The sequence below is a fragment of the Actinomadura barringtoniae genome (genome assembly GCF_017573505.1).
Taxonomy (GTDB): Bacteria; Actinomycetota; Actinomycetes; order Streptosporangiales; family Streptosporangiaceae; genus Spirillospora; species Spirillospora barringtoniae.
In genome coordinates this window covers 386,857-403,870 of sequence record NZ_JAGEOJ010000009.1, presented here as the reverse complement: position 1 = coordinate 403,870, position 17,014 = coordinate 386,857, and the positions used below count along the sequence as shown (strand labels likewise).

Here is a 17,014-nt window from a genome sequence, read left to right as displayed (position 1 = left end):
CTATGCGTTCTCGGGGGTGAGGCGCGGGTCCAGGGCCACGCACACCACGTCGACCAGCAGGTTCAGCGCGATGTACGAGACGGTGATCGTCACGATGGCGGCCTCGACCACCGCGTAGTCGCGGTTGGTGATGGCGTCGACCATCAGCGATCCGATGCCCGGCCAGGAGAAGACGACCTCGACGATGACGGCGTTGGCGATGAAGTTGCCCATCAGCAGCCCGAGGACGGTGACGACGGGCAGCGCGATGTTGCGGGCGACGTGCACGTACATGACGGCGGTCTCGCCGGTGCCCTTGGCGCGCGCGGTGCGGACGTAGTCCTTGGCGCTCTCCTCCAGCGCGCCGTTGCGCACCAGCCGGGCGAGCCAGCCGACGAACGGCAGCGCCAGCGTGACCGACGGCAGGATCACCGCCAGCGGCCCGCCGCCCGCCGTGCTCGGCAGCCAGTTGAGCGACCGCGCGAAGATCAGGATCAGCACGATGCCGACCCAGAACGACGGCAGCGCCTGCCCGACCAGCGAGCCGGTCGACACGACCAGGTCGGCGATCCGTCCGGGACGCCGGGCGCAGGCCATGCCGAGCGGGAACCCGACCACGATGGTGATCAGCAGCGCGAGCAGGGCGAGGATGAGCGTCGCGGGGAACCGGTCGAGCGTCGCCCCCATCGCGCTGCCGCCGAGCCGCCACGAGTCGCCGAAGTCGCCGCGCAGCACCTCGCCCATGTGGGTCAGGTACTGCTGCCACAGCGGCTTGTCGAGGCCGAAGCCGGCGCGCACCGAGGCGAGCTGGTCGGCGCTGGCGTCGGGGCCGAGGATGAGGGTGGCGGGGTCGCCGGGCACGATCCGGACGACCACGAACACCAGGCTGATCGCGCCGAGGGCGACGACGACCGCCTGCCCGGCGCGGCGGAGCAGGAAACGGCCCATCAGGGCACCTCCCGGGTGGATGCGCGGACGACGACCTCGGCGGGCAGCAGCGTCCGCCCGTGCACGCCGGGCTCGACTGTGCTTTCCATGGCCATCCGTTCCAGAAGCCGGTCCACGGCGGTGGCGCCGACCTCCGCGGCGGGCAGCCGCACGGTGGTCAGCGGGGGAGCGAGGTAGGCGGCGAACGGGTGGTCGCCATGGCCGACGATCGCGACGTCGTCCGGGATCCGCAGCCCCTGCTCGGTGAACGCCCGGTAGAGACCGAGCGCGAAGTAGTCGTTGCCGGCCAGGACGGCGCTGCCCGGCCTGATCCGCTGGGCGAGGTCGCGGCCGATCTCGTAGGCGTCGATCGGGTCCCACGGCTGCGAGCTGGCCTCGCGGCGCCGCGTCGGCACCCGGATCAGATGGTCGTAGCCGACCGCGATCCCGTGCTCGTCCAGGACCTCCTCGAAGCCGCGCACACGTTCGGCGACCGGCGAGATGTCCAGGTCCTCCTCCATCAGGTAGAGGTCGCGGGCGCCGGAGGCGACGAGCAGCTCGGTGGCCCGGCGGGCGCTGTCGCGGTAGTCGACGCCGACCAGGTCGGCGTCCAGACCCGGCAGGTCGCGGTTGACCAGCACGACCGGGGTGCCGGACTTCTCCAGCCGTTCCCAGTGGTCGGTGCCGTGCTGTATCGGGACGGCCAGCACGCCGTCCACGCCCCAGCGCATGAGCTCCTCGGCGACGCGCCGCTCGTTGTCGGCGCTGTCCTCGGTGACCATGAGCATGAGCGAGTAGCCGTGCACGCGCCCGCGCGCCTCGATGGCGCTGATCAGCCGGGCGTAGAACGGGTTGGAGGGGTTGGTGATGACCAGCCCGATCGTCATCGCGTTCTGCAGCACCAGCGACCGGGCCATCGTGTTCGGCACGTACCCGAGCCGGTCGGCCTCGGCGCGGACCCGCTCGCGCGTCTCCTCGCTGACGGCGTCCTTGCCGGCCAGCGCGCGCGACACGGTGTTGACCGACAGGTCGAGCGCGGCGGCGATGTCGCGCAGGGTGGCCCTGCGGCGCGGCGTCATGACGTCCTCCCTGAATCGTTCATGGGCGTCACCCTCTGCGGACCGGAGCCAGGTCCGGCTGGTTGTTCGCGGCGGGCGTGAAGCCGCTGACGCGCGACCGCAGGCCGTAGGCGGTGGTGAGCGCGGCCGGGAAGATCCCCACCGCGTCCGACCAGATGGTCTTGCAGGCCTCGGCGTACAGCTGTGCGCGCTTGGCCGAGTCGGCCTCGGCGCCCGCCGCCGCCAGGACCTTGTCCAGGGCCGGGTTCTTGTAGCCCATCCGGTTGGCCTTGGAGGTATAGAGCCGGCCCAGGGTGAACGCGGCGTCGCCGGTGGTCACCGTGTTGGTCTGCAGCTCCATGTCCCAGTCGAGGGTGTTGAGCCGCTGCAGCCACTGCGCCTTCTCGATGCTCTGCGGCGTGACCTTGACGCCGATGTCGTCCCACGCCGAGATCATCGACTGGGCGAGCTCGCGGGACAGCGGACCGGTGGCGTCGAACCACATCATCGTGGTCTCGAAGCCGTTCGGCAGGCCCACGTCCGCCAGCGCCCTGCGCGCCGCCACCGGGTCGTGGGCGAACGCGGGCTGCTCGGCGTACCCGAAGACCGTGGACGGGATCGGCGCGCGCATCTGCTCGGCGCCCGCCCCGAACAGCTTCCCGACGATCTCCTCCAGGTTCAGCGCCTGGATCATCGCGCGCCGCACCCGTGGATCGTTGAACGGCTTGCGGCCGCAGTTGAACCAGTTGAGGTAGTAGGTGCAGCTCGGCACCGTCTCGACGCGGACGCCGCGATGCCCCTGGACCTCCTTGAGCTGGTCGGACGGCACCGGCCACAGCAGGTCCACGTCGCCGTTGCGCAGCGCCGTGATCGCGCTGGAGGTCTCGGCGATGAACGGCATGGAGATGCCCGGCAGCCCCGAGGCCCCGCCCCAGTACCCGTCGAAACGGGCCAGCTCGACGTTGGTCGAGGGGGTGAACCCGGTAACGCGGAACGGCCCGGACCCGATCGGCCTGCGCTTCTGCTCCGGGTCGGCGACGAGCTTCGCCGGAACGATGAACAGCAGCGTCAGGTTGACCGGCAGCGTCGCCATCGGCCCGTCGGTCTCGAACACGACCCGGTGGTCGCCGTCGGCCTTGGCCGACTTGACCGTCGCCCAGAGCGCGCTCTGCGCCGACTTCACCGCCTTGGTGCGTTCCAGGCAGGCCACGACGTCGCGCGCGGTGACCGTACTGCCGTCGTGGAACCGCACGCCCGGCCGCAACTCGAACACCCACGTGGTGTCGCCGCTGCGCTTCCACGACGCCGCCAGCCCCGGGACGAGCTTCTCGCCGTCGCGGCGGACCAGGGTGTCGAACACCAGCCGCTTGACGATCAGCGACGCCTCGTCGACCGCCGTGCCCGCGTTGTAGGGATCCAGGTCGGTGACCGGCTGCCCGAACGCGGCGCGCAGCGACCCGCTGGGCGCCGCGCCCGCCTGGGCGCACGCGCTCAGCGCGACGGCGGACGCCGCCAGCCCCGCCAGGGCGAGGAACTCGCGCCTTCGCACCTCCATGCCGCTTCCTCTCAGTCCGCTAGCTCGTCGGTCCGCTAGCTCTTCAGGGCCAGGTAGATCATCACCTTGGCGTCGCCGGACTCGACGTTGCCCTTCAGCCGCAGCCAGCCCCCGAACTCACCGGACGTCCAGCTCTCCAGATCGCCGGTGACGATCCGCTCGGAGTCCAGGTCGCACCAGTTGAGGCCGTCGGGCGAGATCTGGGTGGTCACCCGCAGTTGCGTGGCGGGCCCGCTGCGGTCCAGCGTCTTGATGAACCAGCGGGCCTCTCCGGCCCAGGCCGCCTCGTACGGCTCGGTCGCGAACTCGCCCGACAGGACCCGGGCGCGTTCGAGGACGGCGGTGAACGACTCGCGCATGTTGGTCAAGCTCCTCACCAGTCCACCGAGATCAGTACCGAGTCCAGGAACAGGAAGTTGCGCACGTCGGTGTGCGTCCTGACCGAGACGTAGAAGTTGAGCAGGTTCTCCAGCGAGCCGTACTCCTCGTCGTACGGCGGCACCGGCACGTCGCTCATGTCGTAGACGACGTCGTTGACCTGCAGTTCCACGTTGGAGCGGGTACTGGTGTCGATCACCCAGCGGACATAGTGCCAGTTGACCTTGGTCGGCACCTCGTTGTAGCAGAGCTCCTGGGGCCCGCCGAACGGCTTCCAGTCCTCGGGGTTCGGGGCGGTGAAGTCGGCGGTCGGCGGCAGCTTGAGCTTGCCCTCGAAGTGCTCGCGCGGCGTCGGCTCCGGCACGGTCGGGTAGACCCACTCGCGCCGCAGCTCGTTGTCCAGGTCGGTGTTCAGGTAGCGGGCGACGCAGTGGTAGCGGACGCCGTCGCAGATGTCGGTGGCGATGGTGAACGCGCCGAACTGCTGCTCGGAGGGGTGCAGGTTGGCGTCCCACGCGCCGGCGCCCGCCTTGGTCGCCGCCTGGTTCTCGGCCGAGTGCGCCTCGGTCTTGAACGTCAGGTACGCCTCGAACTGCACCTTGCCCTTGCCCGCCATGGTCAGCCGCCGGATCGCGACGGCCGTGTGGCCCTTCACCGGCCGGGTCGCGACCTTCAGCGCGTACGTCCCGGACATCGCGCCGTGCGTGCCGACGTCGAAGAAGTTGCAGGAGCTGAGCTGCGGTGGCCGGAAGTCGCGCATGTGGTCGTCGACGGTGTCCAGGTCGCCCTGGCCGTCGTAGTTGCCCAGCAGCTCGATCCAGCCGTGCGTGCCGGTGTTGAACTGGTCGTGCACGAGGATCCGCTTCAGCGGGCTGAACCGGGAGATCTCCGGGTTCGCCAGCCGCAGGTCGTCGGGGGTGATGGTCATCGGGCGGGCTCCTCGATACGGACGTCGGCGTGGACCAGGTTGTGGTCCGAGCGCAGCAGGTCCCAAGCGGCGCCGGACTGCGCGGTGGTCTGCGGGACGAGCGTCCAGCGCTTCACCGGCGTCCCGGCCTTGACGAAGATGTGGTCGATCTTGTCGTCGCCCTTCGGGAGCGGGATCTCGCCGCCGTTGAACGACATGTACTCGTCGTTGACGAGCCGCTTGGCCGTGTCGTGGGCGTCGCTGTAGCCGAGGTCGGCGAACGCGTCGTAGGAGCTGGCGCCGTCCTCCTGGGAGGCGGAGTTCATGTCCCCGGCGAAGATGATCGGCAGCTTGCGCGTGTAGGCGTTGTCGCGCGTGAGGTACTGAACGGTCCTGGTGGCGTCGGCGTAGCGCACCTGGTCCCAGTTCTTGGTCCAGCCGTTGGGGTCGGTGGCGCCGTTCTTGCGGTACTCCAGGTGCATGTCGACGACGACGAAGCGCATGCCGGTGCGGCGGTCGCGCAGGGTGTTCCACGTCATCGTCTTGCCGTAGATCTCGGTCGAGTCCGGCAGCCACAGCAGGTTGTGCGGGAGGTCACGGCCGCGCTCGTCCTTGTGGGAGAAGCGGCGGGCGTCGTAGTAGGTGTACCGGCCCGCGCCCGACTTCAGCGGGTAGCCGTACACCGGGTGGCGGGTGCCCGCGTAGTCGGCGGGGGCCTCCTCGTAGCCGCGGGCGCGCATCGCGTCGGTGAGCGGCTTGCGGTAGGACTCCACGTCCACGATCGGCTGGGTCGGCGTCGCGTTGTTGCCGATCTCCTGCGTCACCACCACGCCGGCGCGGGCCCGGGCGACGTCGTCCACCACGGCCGCCGCGCGCCCGTCCGCCCACGGCGGGAGCTTGGTCGCGCAGTCGCGGCCGATGGTCGCTTCGCAGATCTCCTTGGTCGGCAGGCAGCCGTGCCCGCAGACGTTGTAGGTGGCGATCCGCAGATCGAGCTTCTGGCGATGCTGTCCGGCGGTGGCGGGGGCGGCGGTCAGCGCCAGGGCGCAGACCGCCGCCGCGAGCGTGCCGCCAAGACGGACGGGGGGACGCAACGTCCTCATGCTTCGGGAGGCCTTTCCATGTAGGCTACGTCACATTAACGTTAACGTGAGCGTTCACACACCATGGATCGGAGGCCGCCGAACTGTCAAGAGCCGAAAAGAAAGCGGGAGTGATCAGACGGGCGGGGTGCCGTGCGTGTGGAAGGACTCGATGGTCTTCAGGCCCCACGCCTGTCCTTTGGCGCGCTCGGACTCCGACCACGTGATCGTCTTCCAGTCCGGGGCGAGGATCAGGCGCGCGCACGGGTTGCACAGCTCGATGCGGTTGCCGCCCGGCTCGTAGACGTAGAGGAAGAACGTCTGCTGGATCGCGTGCTTGTGCGGGCCGGTCTCGATGTGGACGTTCTTGTCGAGGAAGATGTCGGCCGCCCGCAGGATGTCCTCGCGCGTGTCGGTGGCGAACGCGATGTGGTGCAGGCGGCCGTTGGACCCGGTCCAGTCACGCGTGTAGACCAGGTCGTAGGACTTGTTGGCGAAGTGGGTCCAGCCGCCCGAGATGAGGCCGGTGTCGAGCCGGATCTGCTCGGTGACGCGGCCGCCGAGGACGTCGGTGATGAACGAGGTGTTGGGCTCCACCTCGGCCGACAGGTAGTTGACGTGGTCCAGGCGGCGGACGCAGACGCCGCGCCCGGGGTAGGCCTGGGCCTGGTTCTTGAGCGCCGGGACCAGGCCGGGAGGCGCCTCGTACCACTCGTTCTCCCAGTACAGCTCCATCTCGTGCCCGTCGGGGTCGCGGAAGAGGAAGCACGGACCGATCCCCGGGTCGCCGTCCTGCCAGCCGATGCCGAGGTCCTGGTCCTGGATCGCCTTCACGAGCCGGTCCAGCGCCTCTGGGCTGGACGCGCGCAGCCCCGTCCGGCGGATGCCGGAGGTCGTGTGCGCGGTGAGCTTGAGGGTGTGGTGCTCGTAGTCGTCCCAGGTGCGCAGGTAGACCGAGTCGCCCTCCGAGCCGTTCTCGGTCAGGCCCATGACCTCGGTGAAGAACCACAGGCTCTGCTCTGGAGCCGGGGTGAGCAGCTCGACGTGGGAGACGTGCGCGATCTCATGGCGCAGGTGCATCGGGGCCTCCGTGCGTGACAGGGGTGGAACGAGTGGCCGGTCGGGGGAAGACGGTGCCGTCGAAGAGCTTGCGGGCCGTCCGGACGATGCTGGAACGCCGCGGGGTGGCGCCGTCGAGCTCGACCCGGACCTCCAGCCGGCCGGACGGGTGCTCCACGCTCATCGGCGCGTCCGGCCCGGGGCGGCGGGTGAGGTCGTGGCCGACCGCGCCGTCCATGAGGACGGCGGCGGCCACGCTGACCGCGCCGAGCACGCCGATCGAGGCGTGCACGCGCAGCGGGATGAACGTCCGGGTGCAGATCGCGCCGCCGTCGCGCGGCGGGGCGACCAGCGTCGTCTTCGGCACGGAGGTCTCGGTGACGTCGCCGAGCCCCATGAGGGCGCCGGCCTGGACCCGCAGCGACTGGATCCGGTCCCGGAGGCCGTCGTCGGCGGCGAGGTCGTCCGGCGGCTCGTAGCCGGTGACGCCGAGATCGCTGGCGGCGGCGACCACGACCGGCATGCCGTTGTCGACGCAGGTCACCTCGATGCCGTCGATCACGTCGCGGACGCGGCCGGTCGGCAGCAGCGCGCCGGTCGCCGAGCCCTCGGTGTCCTCGAAGTCCAGCAGGATCGGCGCCGCCGTCCCGGGCACGCCGGAGATCGCGGTGTCGCCGTCGTAGTCGACCGCGCCGCCCGGCGTCGCGAACGTCGCCGTCGCGACGTTGTCGGAGTTCACCATGCGGATGCGGACGCTCGTGCCGTCCTCGCCCGCGCGCACCAGCCCGCGTTCGACCGCGAACGGCCCGATCCCGGCGAGCAGGTTGCCGCAGTTCTGCCGGTCGGAGACGGTCGGCTCGTCCACGCCGAGCTGGAGGAACAGGTACTCGACGTCGATCCCGGGCCGGCCGGAGGGGGAGACGACCGCCACCTTGCTGGTCAGCGGGTGCGCGCCGCCGATCCCGTCGATCTGCCTGGGGTCGGGCGAGCCCATGATCCGCAGCAGCAGGTCGTCGCGCACGGCCGGGTCGGCGGGCAGGTCGCCGGCGAGGAAATAGGCGCCCTTGGACGTGCCGCCCCGCATGAGCATGCAGGGGATGCCGCCGCCGGTCACGCCTCGTCCTTCAGGCGCTGCTCGTAGGTGACGTACTCGATGCCCAGCTCGGTCAGCCGGTCGCGCAGGCCGTAGCGGTCAAGGCCCAGCTGCCCCTCCTGGAACGCAGCGCGGGTCGCCTCCTCCTTGGCCGCGCGCGCCTCCGCCGCCCGTACGGCGTCCGCGACCCGCGACCGGGGAACGCAGACGACGCCGTCGTCGTCGGCGAGGATGGCGTCGCCCGGCCGGATGACCTGCCCGCCGATCGTCACCGGGACGTTCACCGCGCCGGGCGTGGCCTTCACCGTTCCCTGGGCGCTGACGGCCGCCGACCAGGCCGGGAAGCCCATCGCGCCCAGCTCGGCGACGTCGCGTACCCCGGCGTCGATGACCAGCCCGCGCACACCGCGATGCTGGAGCGCGGTCGCGAACAGCTCGCCGAACATCCCGTCGGTGGAGGGCGAGGTGGTCGCGACGACCAGCAGGTCACCCGGGCGGCACTGCTCGACCGCGACGTGGATCATCAGGTTGTCGCCGGGCCAGGACAGGACCGTGACCGCCGTTCCGGCGACGCGGTGGCCGAGGTGGACCGGGCGCAGGCGCGGGCCGAGGTAGCCCGTCCGTCCCATCGACTCGTGAACGGTAGCGACGCCGTGCGCACCGAGCGCCGCGACGTCCTGGGCGTCCGCGCGAGGGGGCCCGGTGACGACGACCGTTCTCATGCCAGCACCCCCGTCGTCTGCGGGTACAGCCGAACATACGCCTCGGCCATCGTGGCGTTGGGCAGGCCGAGGTTGGGGCCCGCGTTGCGCTTCAGCTGGACGCCGCGCCGTCTGGCCAGGTCGGTGTAGTACTCCCACATGTGCTGCTGGGCGGGCAGGCACTCCATCGCCCTGCGCTTGCGCCCGAAGACCGGCGTGATGTCCAGCAGGGTGTCCGGCTTGAAGTCGCACTGCTCCGGCTGGTGGGGCTCGAAGAAGAACACCGGCGGAGCGCCGAGCGGCTCGCCCGGCGCGTCGTAGCCGATCGCCTGCGCCAGCACGCGCGCCTGGAGCGCCATCCGGCAGGCGGCGGGATGGTCGCCGTTGTACGGGTCGGCCGGCGGATGGGTCAGCACCACCGCCGGCTCGACCTCGCGGTAGACGCGGACGAGCCGGTCCACCAGCTCGGGCGTCTCGATCAGCGGGTAGTCGCCGGCGTCGAGGAACTCGATCTCCGCGCCCAGCTCGGCCGCCGCCGCCTCGGCCTCGGCCCGGCGCAGCGCCTTGATCTCGCCGAGGTCGCGGCCCTCGCGCCAGGCGCGGGCGGACTCGCCGCGTTCGCCGAAGCTCAGGCACACCACCCGGGCCGGATCGCCGCGCTCGGTGGCCAGGGCGATCGCGCCCGCCGCCCGCCAGACGAAGTCGCCGGCGTGCGCGCTGACGACCAGCAGCGGGCCCGTGCCGGGCCTGGTCTCGGTAGTCATGCGGACCATCGTGAGAGGCGGTCACCAAGATTGTCAACGATCCTGTTCACAGAAAGTGTTGAAGAAATTGTTGACAATTTTGTCCACGACAACCATCGTCACGGCATGACCAGACTCCGCGCGGCCCTGGCCGCCGCCTCCTCCTCCGTTCTCCTCCTCGCCGCGTGCGGGAGCGGGCAGGGCTCCTCCGACGCGTCCGACAAGGGCCCCACCTCGGTGAAGGTCGACGTCATCCCGATCGTCGACGTGGCGCCGATCTATCTGGGGAACCAGAAGGGCTTCTTCGCCGAGCAGCAGCTCAAGCTGCAGATGGTGACCGCGCAGGGCGGGGCGGCGATCGTGCCCGCCGTCGTCAGTGGCCAGGTCGACTTCGGGTTCAGCAACTACACCTCGCTGATCATCGCCAAGTCCAAGGGGCTGCCGCTGAAGGTGGTCGCCCCCGGCGCGGCCTCGACCGGCAAGCAGCGCAAGGACTTCGGCGGCGTGATCGTCAAGGCGAACAGCCCGATCAAGACCGCCAAGGACCTGGTCGGCAAGCGCGTCGCGGTCAACACGCTGAACAACATCAACGACACCACCGTGCGCGCCTCGATCCGGGCGGCCGGGGGAGACGCGACCAACGTGAAATTCACCGAGCTGGCCTTCCCGGACATGCTCGCCGCGCTGGACAAGGGCAACGTCGACGCCGTCCAGGTCGTCGAGCCGTTCCTGGCGACCGGGCTGAAGAACGGCGGGCGGCTGGTCGCCTCCAACTATGTCGACACCGCGCCCGACCTGACGATCGCCAGCTACTTCACCTCGCAGAAGACCGCGTCGGCCAAGCCCGAACTGGTCAAGCGGTTCACGGCGGCCATGCAGAAGTCGCTGCAGTACGCGCAGGCCCACCCGGACGAGGTGCGGAAGGTGCTGGGGACCTACACCAAGATCGACCCGTCACTCGGCGGGGCGCTCACCCTCCCGGCCTACCCGGCGCAGGTGAACGCCGCCTCGGTGCAGACGCTGGCCGACCTCGCCGTGAAGGACGGCCTCATCAAGAAGGCCCCCGACACGCAGGACCTGCTGCCGTGACGGCTGCCGTACCCCTAGCCCGCCGCCGCTCGCTTCCCACCTGGTCGCTCGGGTTGATCGGTCTGGCCGCGCTGATGGCGGTCGTGGAGATCGCCCCGCGCGCCGGCCTGGTCAACGAACGCTTCCTGCCGCCGTTCAGCACGATGATCTCCTCGCTCGTCGACCAGGCCGGCACGCCGGAGTTCTGGCGCGCGCTGCTGGAGACGGTGCGCGGCTGGGCGCTCGGGCTGGCGATCGCGATGGCGGCGGGCGTGGTGCTCGGCATCGTGATCGGCGCCGTGCCGCTGCTGCGGTCGGCGACGGTCGGCGCGATCGAGTTCCTGCGCCCGATCCCGTCGGTCGCGCTGATCCCGCTCGCCGTGCTGCTGTACGGCACCCAGATGCGGGCCACGCTGCTGCTGGTCGTCTACGCCTCGTTCTGGCAGGTGCTCGTGCAGGTCCTGTACGGCGTGCGCGACGTCGACCCGGTCGCCAGAGAGACCGCGCGCTCGTACCGGTTCCGCCCCCTGACCCGGGTCCGCACGGTCCTCTGGCCGACCGCCCTGCCGTACGTGATGACCGGCTTCCGGCTCGGCGCGGCGGTCGCGCTGATCCTGGAGATCACCGGTGAGCTGGTCATCGGCTCGCCCGGACTCGGGCGGCAGATCGCGGTCGCGCAGACCTCCGGCGCCGTCGACGCGATGTACGCGCTGGTCATCGTCGTCGGCGTGATGGGCGTCGCGGTCAACACCGCCGCCCGCGCCACCGAACGCCGCGTGCTGCGCTGGCATCCCTCCGTCCGAGGGGAGGTGCCCGCGTGAGAGTCCTGTACGTACTGCGCCGGGTCGTCCTGCCGCTGGTGCTGCCCGTCGTGCTCGTCGCCGCGTGGTGGGCCGCCACCGCCAGCAGCACCGACTTCTTCTGGCCGCCGCTCAGCGACATCCTCGGCACGTTCCCCGACACCTGGTTCCAGGGCAGGTTCACCGCGGACGTCCTGCCGAGCCTGGCCAGGCTCGGCGCCGGCTACCTGCTGGCGCTGGTCCTCGGTGTCGGCCTCGGCGTCGCGATCGGCTCGGCGCGCCCGCTCCGGGCCCTGCTGGAGCCGGTCCTGGAGTTCTTCCGGGCCATCCCCGCGCCGGTGCTGGTGCCGATCCTCATGCTGTTCGCCGGCATCGGGAACGGCATGAAGATCCTGGTGATCGTGTCCGGCTGCCTCTGGCCGATCCTGCTGAACACCGTCGAGGGCGTGCGCGGGCTGGACGACGTGCTGAGCGACACCGCTCGCTGCTACCGGATGCGGCGCGGATCGCGCCTGGTCCACCTGGTGCTGCGCGGCGCGAGCCCGCAGATCGCCGCCGGCGCGCGGCAGGCGCTGTCCATCGGGATCATCCTCATGGTGATCAGCGAGATGTTCGCCGCCAGCAACGGCGTCGGCTTCACCATCATCCAGTTCCAGCGCAGCTTCTCCATCCCGCAGATGTGGAGCGGCATCATCCTGCTCGGCCTGATCGGCATCGCGCTGTCGGCCGCCTTCCAAGCCGTCGAGTCCCGGGCGCTGCGCTGGTACACGGGCCTGCGCCGGTCACAGCGAGAGGGTTGAGAATGACCACCGAACTGCTGGAAGTGCGCGGCCTGCGCAAGGTGTACGAGGGGGCCCGGAGCGTCGAGGCCGTCCGCGACCTCACGTTCGCCGTCGGCAAGGGCGAGCTCGTCTGCATCGTCGGCCCGTCCGGCGCGGGCAAGACCACCCTGCTCAAGTGCGTCGCCGGTCTCCTCGGCTGCACGTCAGGCTCGGTGGTGCTCGAAGGGGAGACGGTGACCGGCCCGCCCCCGGGCATGGCCGTGGTGTTCCAGGAGTACGGACGCAGCCTGTTCCCGTGGATGACCGTGTGGCAGAACGTCGAACGGCCGCTGAAGGAGAAGCGCGTCCCCAAGGCCGAACGGCGGCGCCTCGTCAGTGAGGCGCTGGAGGCGGTCGGGCTCGCCGACGTGCACCACTCCCACCCCTGGCAGCTGTCGGGAGGCATGCAGCAGCGCGTCGCCATCGCCCGCGCGGTCGCCTACGAGCCGCACATCCTGCTGATGGACGAGCCGTTCGCCGCCGTGGACGCCCAGACCCGCGCCGACCTGGAGGACCTCGTCCGCGCGCTGTGGCAGCGGCTCGGCGTCACGGTCCTGTTCGTCACGCACGACATCGACGAGTCGATCTACCTCGGCCAGCGCGTCATCGTGCTGTCGAACGCGCCGACGGTCGTGCTGGAGGAGGTGGCCGTCGACCTGCCCGGCGAACGCGACCAGCTCGCCACGCGGTCCGACCCGCGCTTCGCCGAACTGCGGGCCCGCGTCTACACGCTCGTTCAGCGGGCCAAGGAGGGGCACCGGCCGCCGGAGTGACCTTCGGCCGCGAACGGGGCGGCCGCCCCTAGAATTGGCCGACGAGATCGGCGTGCCCGGAGCACGCCTGCGATCGGGGAAGAATGCCACCGCAAGAACAGACAACCGCCGCTACAGAGCGTCCGGACGTCGCCGCCGCCATCCGCGAGGCGATCGCCCGCGGTGATCTGGCGCCCAACCAGCGGCTCGTCGAGGCCGACCTGTCCGAGCAGTACGGCGTCAGCCGCAGCGGCGTGCGCGCCGCGCTGTTCGAGCTGACCAACGAGGGCCTGGTCGAGCGGCTGCAGAACCGCGGCGCCCGGGTCCGCGCGGTCACCCTCGACGAGGCGATCGAGATCTCCGAGGTCCGGATGGTGGTCGAGGGGCTCTGCGCGGCCAAGGCCGCCGAGCACGTCACCGACCAGGAGAGCGCCGAGCTGCGGGCCCTGGGCGAGTCCATGCGGGCGGCCGTCGCCGACGGGCACGTGCTGGAGTATTCCGAGCTCAACAAGGTGCTGCACCGGCGGATCGTGGAGATCAGCGGCCAGGACACCGCCGCCGGGGTGCTCGCGCGGCTGCGGGCGCAGAACGTCCGGCACCAGTTCCGGCTGGCGCTGGTTCCGGGGCGGCCGAACGTGTCGCTGCGGGAGCACCTGGCCATCATCGAGGCGATCCGCGCGCACGACCCCGAGGCCGCCGAACGGGCCGCCCGCCGCCACCTGGTCAGCGTGATCGAGGCGCTCAAGGCGGTGTGAGGGAGGTCGAGCGTCCCGGGCTCGGAGCGGCGCGGCTTCGAGCCCGGGACGGATCGCGGGGCGGGGACCGTCAGTAGTGCGGATTGTTGGTGTCGGGGATCGAGATGCTGATCGGCAGGTCGCCTCCGGACAGCACGAGCAGGATCCCCAGGCGCAGGATCTCGTCGAACGCCCAGTAGGCCTTCTGCAGCGCCCCAGGCGCCTTCTCCAGCGACAGCAGGCCCTCACGGACCTGGACGAACGGCTCCCAGGCCGTCTCGAAGATCGGGTCCCAGAACGGGTCCCGGGGGACCTTCATGTAGTCGGCGATCTCGTCACCGAGCACGTACCGGCTGAGCGCGCCGAGAATGGGCTTGGAGAGGATGCCCCCATCGACGAAGGAGGCGAGGTTGAGCAGGATGTCGGCCAGCTTGATGCCTTCGGGGGTGGGCGCCAGGATCGGGTCGAGGACCTGCTTGGCCTGGGCGTTGGCTTCGTCCCAGGACTTGGGGATGTACTCGTCCCTGATGCCGAGCATGTGCGCGCACACCTGCCATGAGTGCAGGAACGCCTCGGACTCGGCGGCGGGGATCGGAACCTTCCATTTGACGAGGTTCTGCATGACGGTGGTGGGCAGGCTGTGCCAGGTGACCATCATGTCCGCCTGGCTGATCGGGACCTTCTCGTCGGCGACCTTCGTCCAGTAGGAGGACTTGGGCAGCAGGTGCCGCACCCCCGCGTGCGCGAGCCGGGTCTTGACACAGGTCACGATCATCTCGCCGTCGGACTTGTAGGCGTTCGACGTGCCGATGTCGTAGCCGAGCTTGGCGGTCTTGGTGATGCGGTCGCGCATGTCCGCGCCGCCCTTGGAGTAGTACACCGCGCGCGCCTCGTGCGGGATGGCCGTGCTCATCATCCCGCTGGCGAAGCCGTAGGTGACGCCGAGGTAGAGTCCCCGCTTCTCGTTGAAGTTCACCGCGGTGGCGAGCTTGCCCTGGTCGGTCCACGACGGCATCTGCCTGGCGCGCTCCATGAAGTCGCGCAGATCCGCCGGCAGGCCGCTCGGCAATGACTGGCCGTTCTTGGTCCAGGTCTTCAACAACGTGTTGACCTTGGCGACGTCGCCCCGGTCGATGATGGAGGCGACGAGCTGGTCGGCCTCGTCGTCCCACACCCACCGAGGATCGGCCCCTTCGCCGTAGCCCGCCACCGAGCCCTTGGGCGACCACGTCCACAAGGGACTCGCCTTCGCGGGGGTGGCGACGCTCAGCGCACCGAGTGCGCCCAACGTCCCACCCGCCATCAGCACGTTGCGTCTGCTGGGTTTGTCCATGCCTTCGCTCCTCCTCGGGGCCGAGAGCGCTGCCTTTGATACGATGAAACGCATCCTGCATCTGCGTATCATTGACGGCGGATCTCATAACAGCACACGGTGAGGCACATCACAAGACCCGAACCGCACGACTCAAGACCTGAACCGCATGACCGGCGCGCGAGGCAGAATCAGTCGTCATAGGAGGCGAAGATGGAACCCGGGCTGCCCTTTCTCGCGTCGGAGTCGCTGCTGGAACGCGCCTACACCGACGCCGTCGAGCGGGTGGGCGACGATGACGAGACGCGTACGCGCGTGCTCGACGGCGCCTACGAGCAGTTCTGCCGGATGGGCATCCAGCGTTCGACCATGGAGGACGTGGCGCGGCGGGCCGGGGTCTCCCGGATCACCGTCTACCGGCGGTTCGCGACCAAGGACGCGCTGGTCGAACAGGTCGTGGGCCGCGAGTTCAGGCGCTACTTCGACCAGTTCCTCGTGGACATCCGGCAGGCTGAGACCGCCGCCGACCGGGTGGTGCTGGGCTTTGTGAGCTCGCTGCGCGCGATCCGGGGCAACCCGCTGATCGGCGGCCTGATCACCACCGAACCCGACCTGCTGGTGTCCTCACTGATCAACGACGGGGGCCGGACCGTCGCCACCGTCCGGCAGTTCGTCGCCGGCCAGCTGCGCTTCGAGCAGCGCGCGGGCAACGTGTCGGCCGACCTGGACGTCGATCACGTGGCCGAGATGATGGTCAGGATCTCCGCGTCCTTCCTGGCGATCCCGAGCCATCTCATCGACCTCGACGACGACGAGCAGCTGGCCGCCCTGGCCCGCCGCTTCCTGGTTCCCATGCTGGAGCCGCAGCCCTAGACCCGTTCGAGCAGGACCGCCACGCCCAGCCCGGCGGCACCGCTCACCGCCGCGACGCCATAACGCGCGTCGCGCCGTTCGAGCTCGTCGACGCAGTCGCCGACCATGATCGCGCCCGTCGCGCCGAACGCGTGGCCCTTGGCGATCGTGCCGCCGTTCGGGTTGAGCCGGTCGGGACCCGCGTCCAGGTCGCGCCGGAACCGCAGGCAGAGGGCCGCGAACGCCTCGGCGAACTCGAAGACGTCGATGTCGGACGGGCGCAGGCCCGCCCTGGCGATGACCTTCTCGACCGCCATCTGACCCGCCGTGAGCATGATGACCGGGTCCGTCGCGGCCGTCGCGGTGGCCACGATCCGGGCGCGAGGCCGGAGTCCGGCCCGTTCGGCGGCCTGATCGTCGCCCAGCACGAGGAGCGCGGCGGCATCGGCCAGGGCCGGGGAGGTGCCGACCGTGTGAACGTGGTTCAGCTCGCCCGCCTCCGGATGGGCGGCGAGCGCGATCTCGTCCTGGTCGGGGAACGTGGCGAACGCGGGCTCCAGCCCGGCCAGCGATTCGGGAGTGGTGTCCGGTCGGACCAGCTCGTCGTGGTCCAGGCCTGCGACCGGGACGAGGCTGGTCGGGGTGGACTTGGCGGCCTTCTGCTGGGTCTCCAGGCCGTAGGCGTCGAGCTGGTCGCGGGTCCAGCCCTCGAGCGTGGCGTTCAGATCGGCGGCGATGCCCATGTGCACCGAGCCGATCCGCGCGATGGTCTCCGGATCGCAGAACAGGGGCCCGCCGTCACTGAACATCGGCACGCGGGAGGTGCTCTCGACGCCGCCCGCCACGGCCAGGCCGAGGTCGCCGGCGGTGATCCGCGCGGACGTCTGGGCGACCGCGTCGATGCCGGAGGCGCAGAAGCGGTTGAGCGTGCCGCCGGGGACATCGCCCCAGTCGGCCAGGAGGGTCGCGGTGCGGGCCAGATTGGCGCCCTGCTCGTTCACCTGGGAGGCCGTCCCGATGATCACGTCCTCGACCAGGGCCGGGGTGAGGCCGCGTTCGGCCAGGGCCTTCTGGAGGGTGACGACCAGGTCCACCGGGCTCACGCCGTGCAGGGCGCCCCGCTTGGAGCCCTTGCCGCGCGGGGTCCGGAGGTAGTCGAGCACATAGGTCATGGCAGCCCCTTATCGAGTAAC

Annotated in this window: 18 protein-coding genes; 6 read left to right on the top strand and 12 right to left on the bottom strand. The window is 70.5% G+C overall.

Going from position 1 to position 17,014, the window contains the following annotated elements; genetic code table 11:
* The 10 genes from J4573_RS23820 to J4573_RS23775 form a co-directional block, all read right to left on the bottom strand.
* Complete coding sequence (locus J4573_RS23820) at positions 1 to 927, bottom strand: ABC transporter permease (RefSeq protein ID WP_208258012.1); 927 nt, start codon at positions 925 to 927, stop codon at positions 1 to 3.
* The gene (locus tag J4573_RS23815; RefSeq protein ID WP_208258011.1) at positions 927 to 1,985 is read right to left on the bottom strand and encodes a LacI family DNA-binding transcriptional regulator; all 1,059 of its coding nucleotides are present in this window, start codon (positions 1,983 to 1,985) and stop codon (positions 927 to 929) included. The genes J4573_RS23820 and J4573_RS23815 overlap by 1 nt, the downstream gene beginning before the upstream one ends.
* Positions 1,986 to 2,013: 28 nt before the next feature.
* Complete coding sequence (locus J4573_RS23810; RefSeq protein ID WP_208258010.1) at positions 2,014 to 3,519, bottom strand: ABC transporter substrate-binding protein; 1,506 nt, start codon at positions 3,517 to 3,519, stop codon at positions 2,014 to 2,016.
* Between the two features lie 35 nt (positions 3,520 to 3,554).
* Positions 3,555 to 3,878, bottom strand: a complete 324-nt coding sequence (locus J4573_RS23805; protein WP_208258009.1) for a hypothetical protein — start codon at positions 3,876 to 3,878, stop codon at positions 3,555 to 3,557.
* Between the two features lie 14 nt (positions 3,879 to 3,892).
* Positions 3,893 to 4,825: a DUF6772 family protein gene (locus J4573_RS23800; protein WP_208258008.1), complete on the bottom strand. Its 933-nt coding sequence runs from the start codon at positions 4,823 to 4,825 to the stop codon at positions 3,893 to 3,895.
* Complete coding sequence (locus tag J4573_RS23795; RefSeq protein ID WP_208258007.1) at positions 4,822 to 5,898, bottom strand: exonuclease/endonuclease/phosphatase family protein; 1,077 nt, start codon at positions 5,896 to 5,898, stop codon at positions 4,822 to 4,824. The genes J4573_RS23800 and J4573_RS23795 overlap by 4 nt, the downstream gene beginning before the upstream one ends.
* 123 nt (positions 5,899 to 6,021) lie before the next feature.
* Complete coding sequence (locus J4573_RS23790; RefSeq protein WP_208258006.1) at positions 6,022 to 6,966, bottom strand: VOC family protein; 945 nt, start codon at positions 6,964 to 6,966, stop codon at positions 6,022 to 6,024.
* Complete coding sequence (locus J4573_RS23785; RefSeq protein WP_307796823.1) at positions 6,950 to 8,059, bottom strand: 4-oxalomesaconate tautomerase; 1,110 nt, start codon at positions 8,057 to 8,059, stop codon at positions 6,950 to 6,952. Before J4573_RS23785 ends, J4573_RS23790 begins: the two co-directional genes overlap by 17 nt.
* Complete coding sequence (locus tag J4573_RS23780; protein WP_208258005.1) at positions 8,056 to 8,760, bottom strand: 4-carboxy-4-hydroxy-2-oxoadipate aldolase/oxaloacetate decarboxylase; 705 nt, start codon at positions 8,758 to 8,760, stop codon at positions 8,056 to 8,058. The genes J4573_RS23785 and J4573_RS23780 overlap by 4 nt, the downstream gene beginning before the upstream one ends.
* A complete protein-coding gene (locus J4573_RS23775) occupies positions 8,757 to 9,503 on the bottom strand; it encodes a PIG-L deacetylase family protein (protein WP_208258004.1) in 747 nt (248 codons plus the stop codon). The genes J4573_RS23780 and J4573_RS23775 overlap by 4 nt, the downstream gene beginning before the upstream one ends.
* A 105-nt stretch (positions 9,504 to 9,608) precedes the next feature.
* On the opposite strand from J4573_RS23775, the gene J4573_RS23770 reads away from it, so the two are divergent.
* From J4573_RS23770 to J4573_RS23750, 5 genes are all read left to right on the top strand, one after another.
* A complete protein-coding gene (locus J4573_RS23770; protein ID WP_208258003.1) occupies positions 9,609 to 10,571 on the top strand; it encodes an ABC transporter substrate-binding protein in 963 nt (320 codons plus the stop codon).
* Positions 10,568 to 11,371 (top strand): ABC transporter permease, encoded by an 804-nt coding sequence (locus J4573_RS23765; protein WP_307796822.1) that lies wholly within the window; start codon positions 10,568 to 10,570, stop codon positions 11,369 to 11,371. The genes J4573_RS23770 and J4573_RS23765 overlap by 4 nt, the downstream gene beginning before the upstream one ends.
* Positions 11,368 to 12,150 carry an ABC transporter permease gene (locus J4573_RS23760; protein ID WP_307796821.1) on the top strand — a complete coding sequence of 261 codons (783 nt, stop codon included), beginning with the start codon at positions 11,368 to 11,370 and terminating at the stop codon, positions 12,148 to 12,150. Before J4573_RS23765 ends, J4573_RS23760 begins: the two co-directional genes overlap by 4 nt.
* 2 nt (positions 12,151 to 12,152) lie before the next feature.
* Positions 12,153 to 12,944, top strand: a complete 792-nt coding sequence (locus J4573_RS23755) for an ABC transporter ATP-binding protein (protein WP_243773431.1) — start codon at positions 12,153 to 12,155, stop codon at positions 12,942 to 12,944.
* 83 nt (positions 12,945 to 13,027) lie between these two features.
* Positions 13,028 to 13,678: a GntR family transcriptional regulator gene (locus tag J4573_RS23750; RefSeq protein WP_208258002.1), complete on the top strand. Its 651-nt coding sequence runs from the start codon at positions 13,028 to 13,030 to the stop codon at positions 13,676 to 13,678.
* 70 nt (positions 13,679 to 13,748) lie between these two features.
* Here the strand turns inward: J4573_RS23750 and J4573_RS23745 are convergent, their stop codons facing one another.
* The gene (locus J4573_RS23745; protein ID WP_208258001.1) at positions 13,749 to 14,990 is read right to left on the bottom strand and encodes an oxygenase MpaB family protein; all 1,242 of its coding nucleotides are present in this window, start codon (positions 14,988 to 14,990) and stop codon (positions 13,749 to 13,751) included.
* Positions 14,991 to 15,182: 192 nt separating this feature from the next.
* On the opposite strand from J4573_RS23745, the gene J4573_RS23740 reads away from it, so the two are divergent.
* Positions 15,183 to 15,842 carry a TetR/AcrR family transcriptional regulator gene (locus tag J4573_RS23740; protein ID WP_208258000.1) on the top strand — a complete coding sequence of 220 codons (660 nt, stop codon included), beginning with the start codon at positions 15,183 to 15,185 and terminating at the stop codon, positions 15,840 to 15,842.
* On the opposite strand, the gene J4573_RS23735 is transcribed toward J4573_RS23740, so the two are convergent.
* Positions 15,839 to 16,993 (bottom strand): acetyl-CoA C-acyltransferase, encoded by a 1,155-nt coding sequence (locus tag J4573_RS23735; RefSeq protein WP_208257999.1) that lies wholly within the window; start codon positions 16,991 to 16,993, stop codon positions 15,839 to 15,841. The two genes, J4573_RS23740 and J4573_RS23735, sit on opposite strands and share 4 nt — an antisense overlap.
* Positions 16,994 to 17,014: the final 21 nt, after the last annotated feature.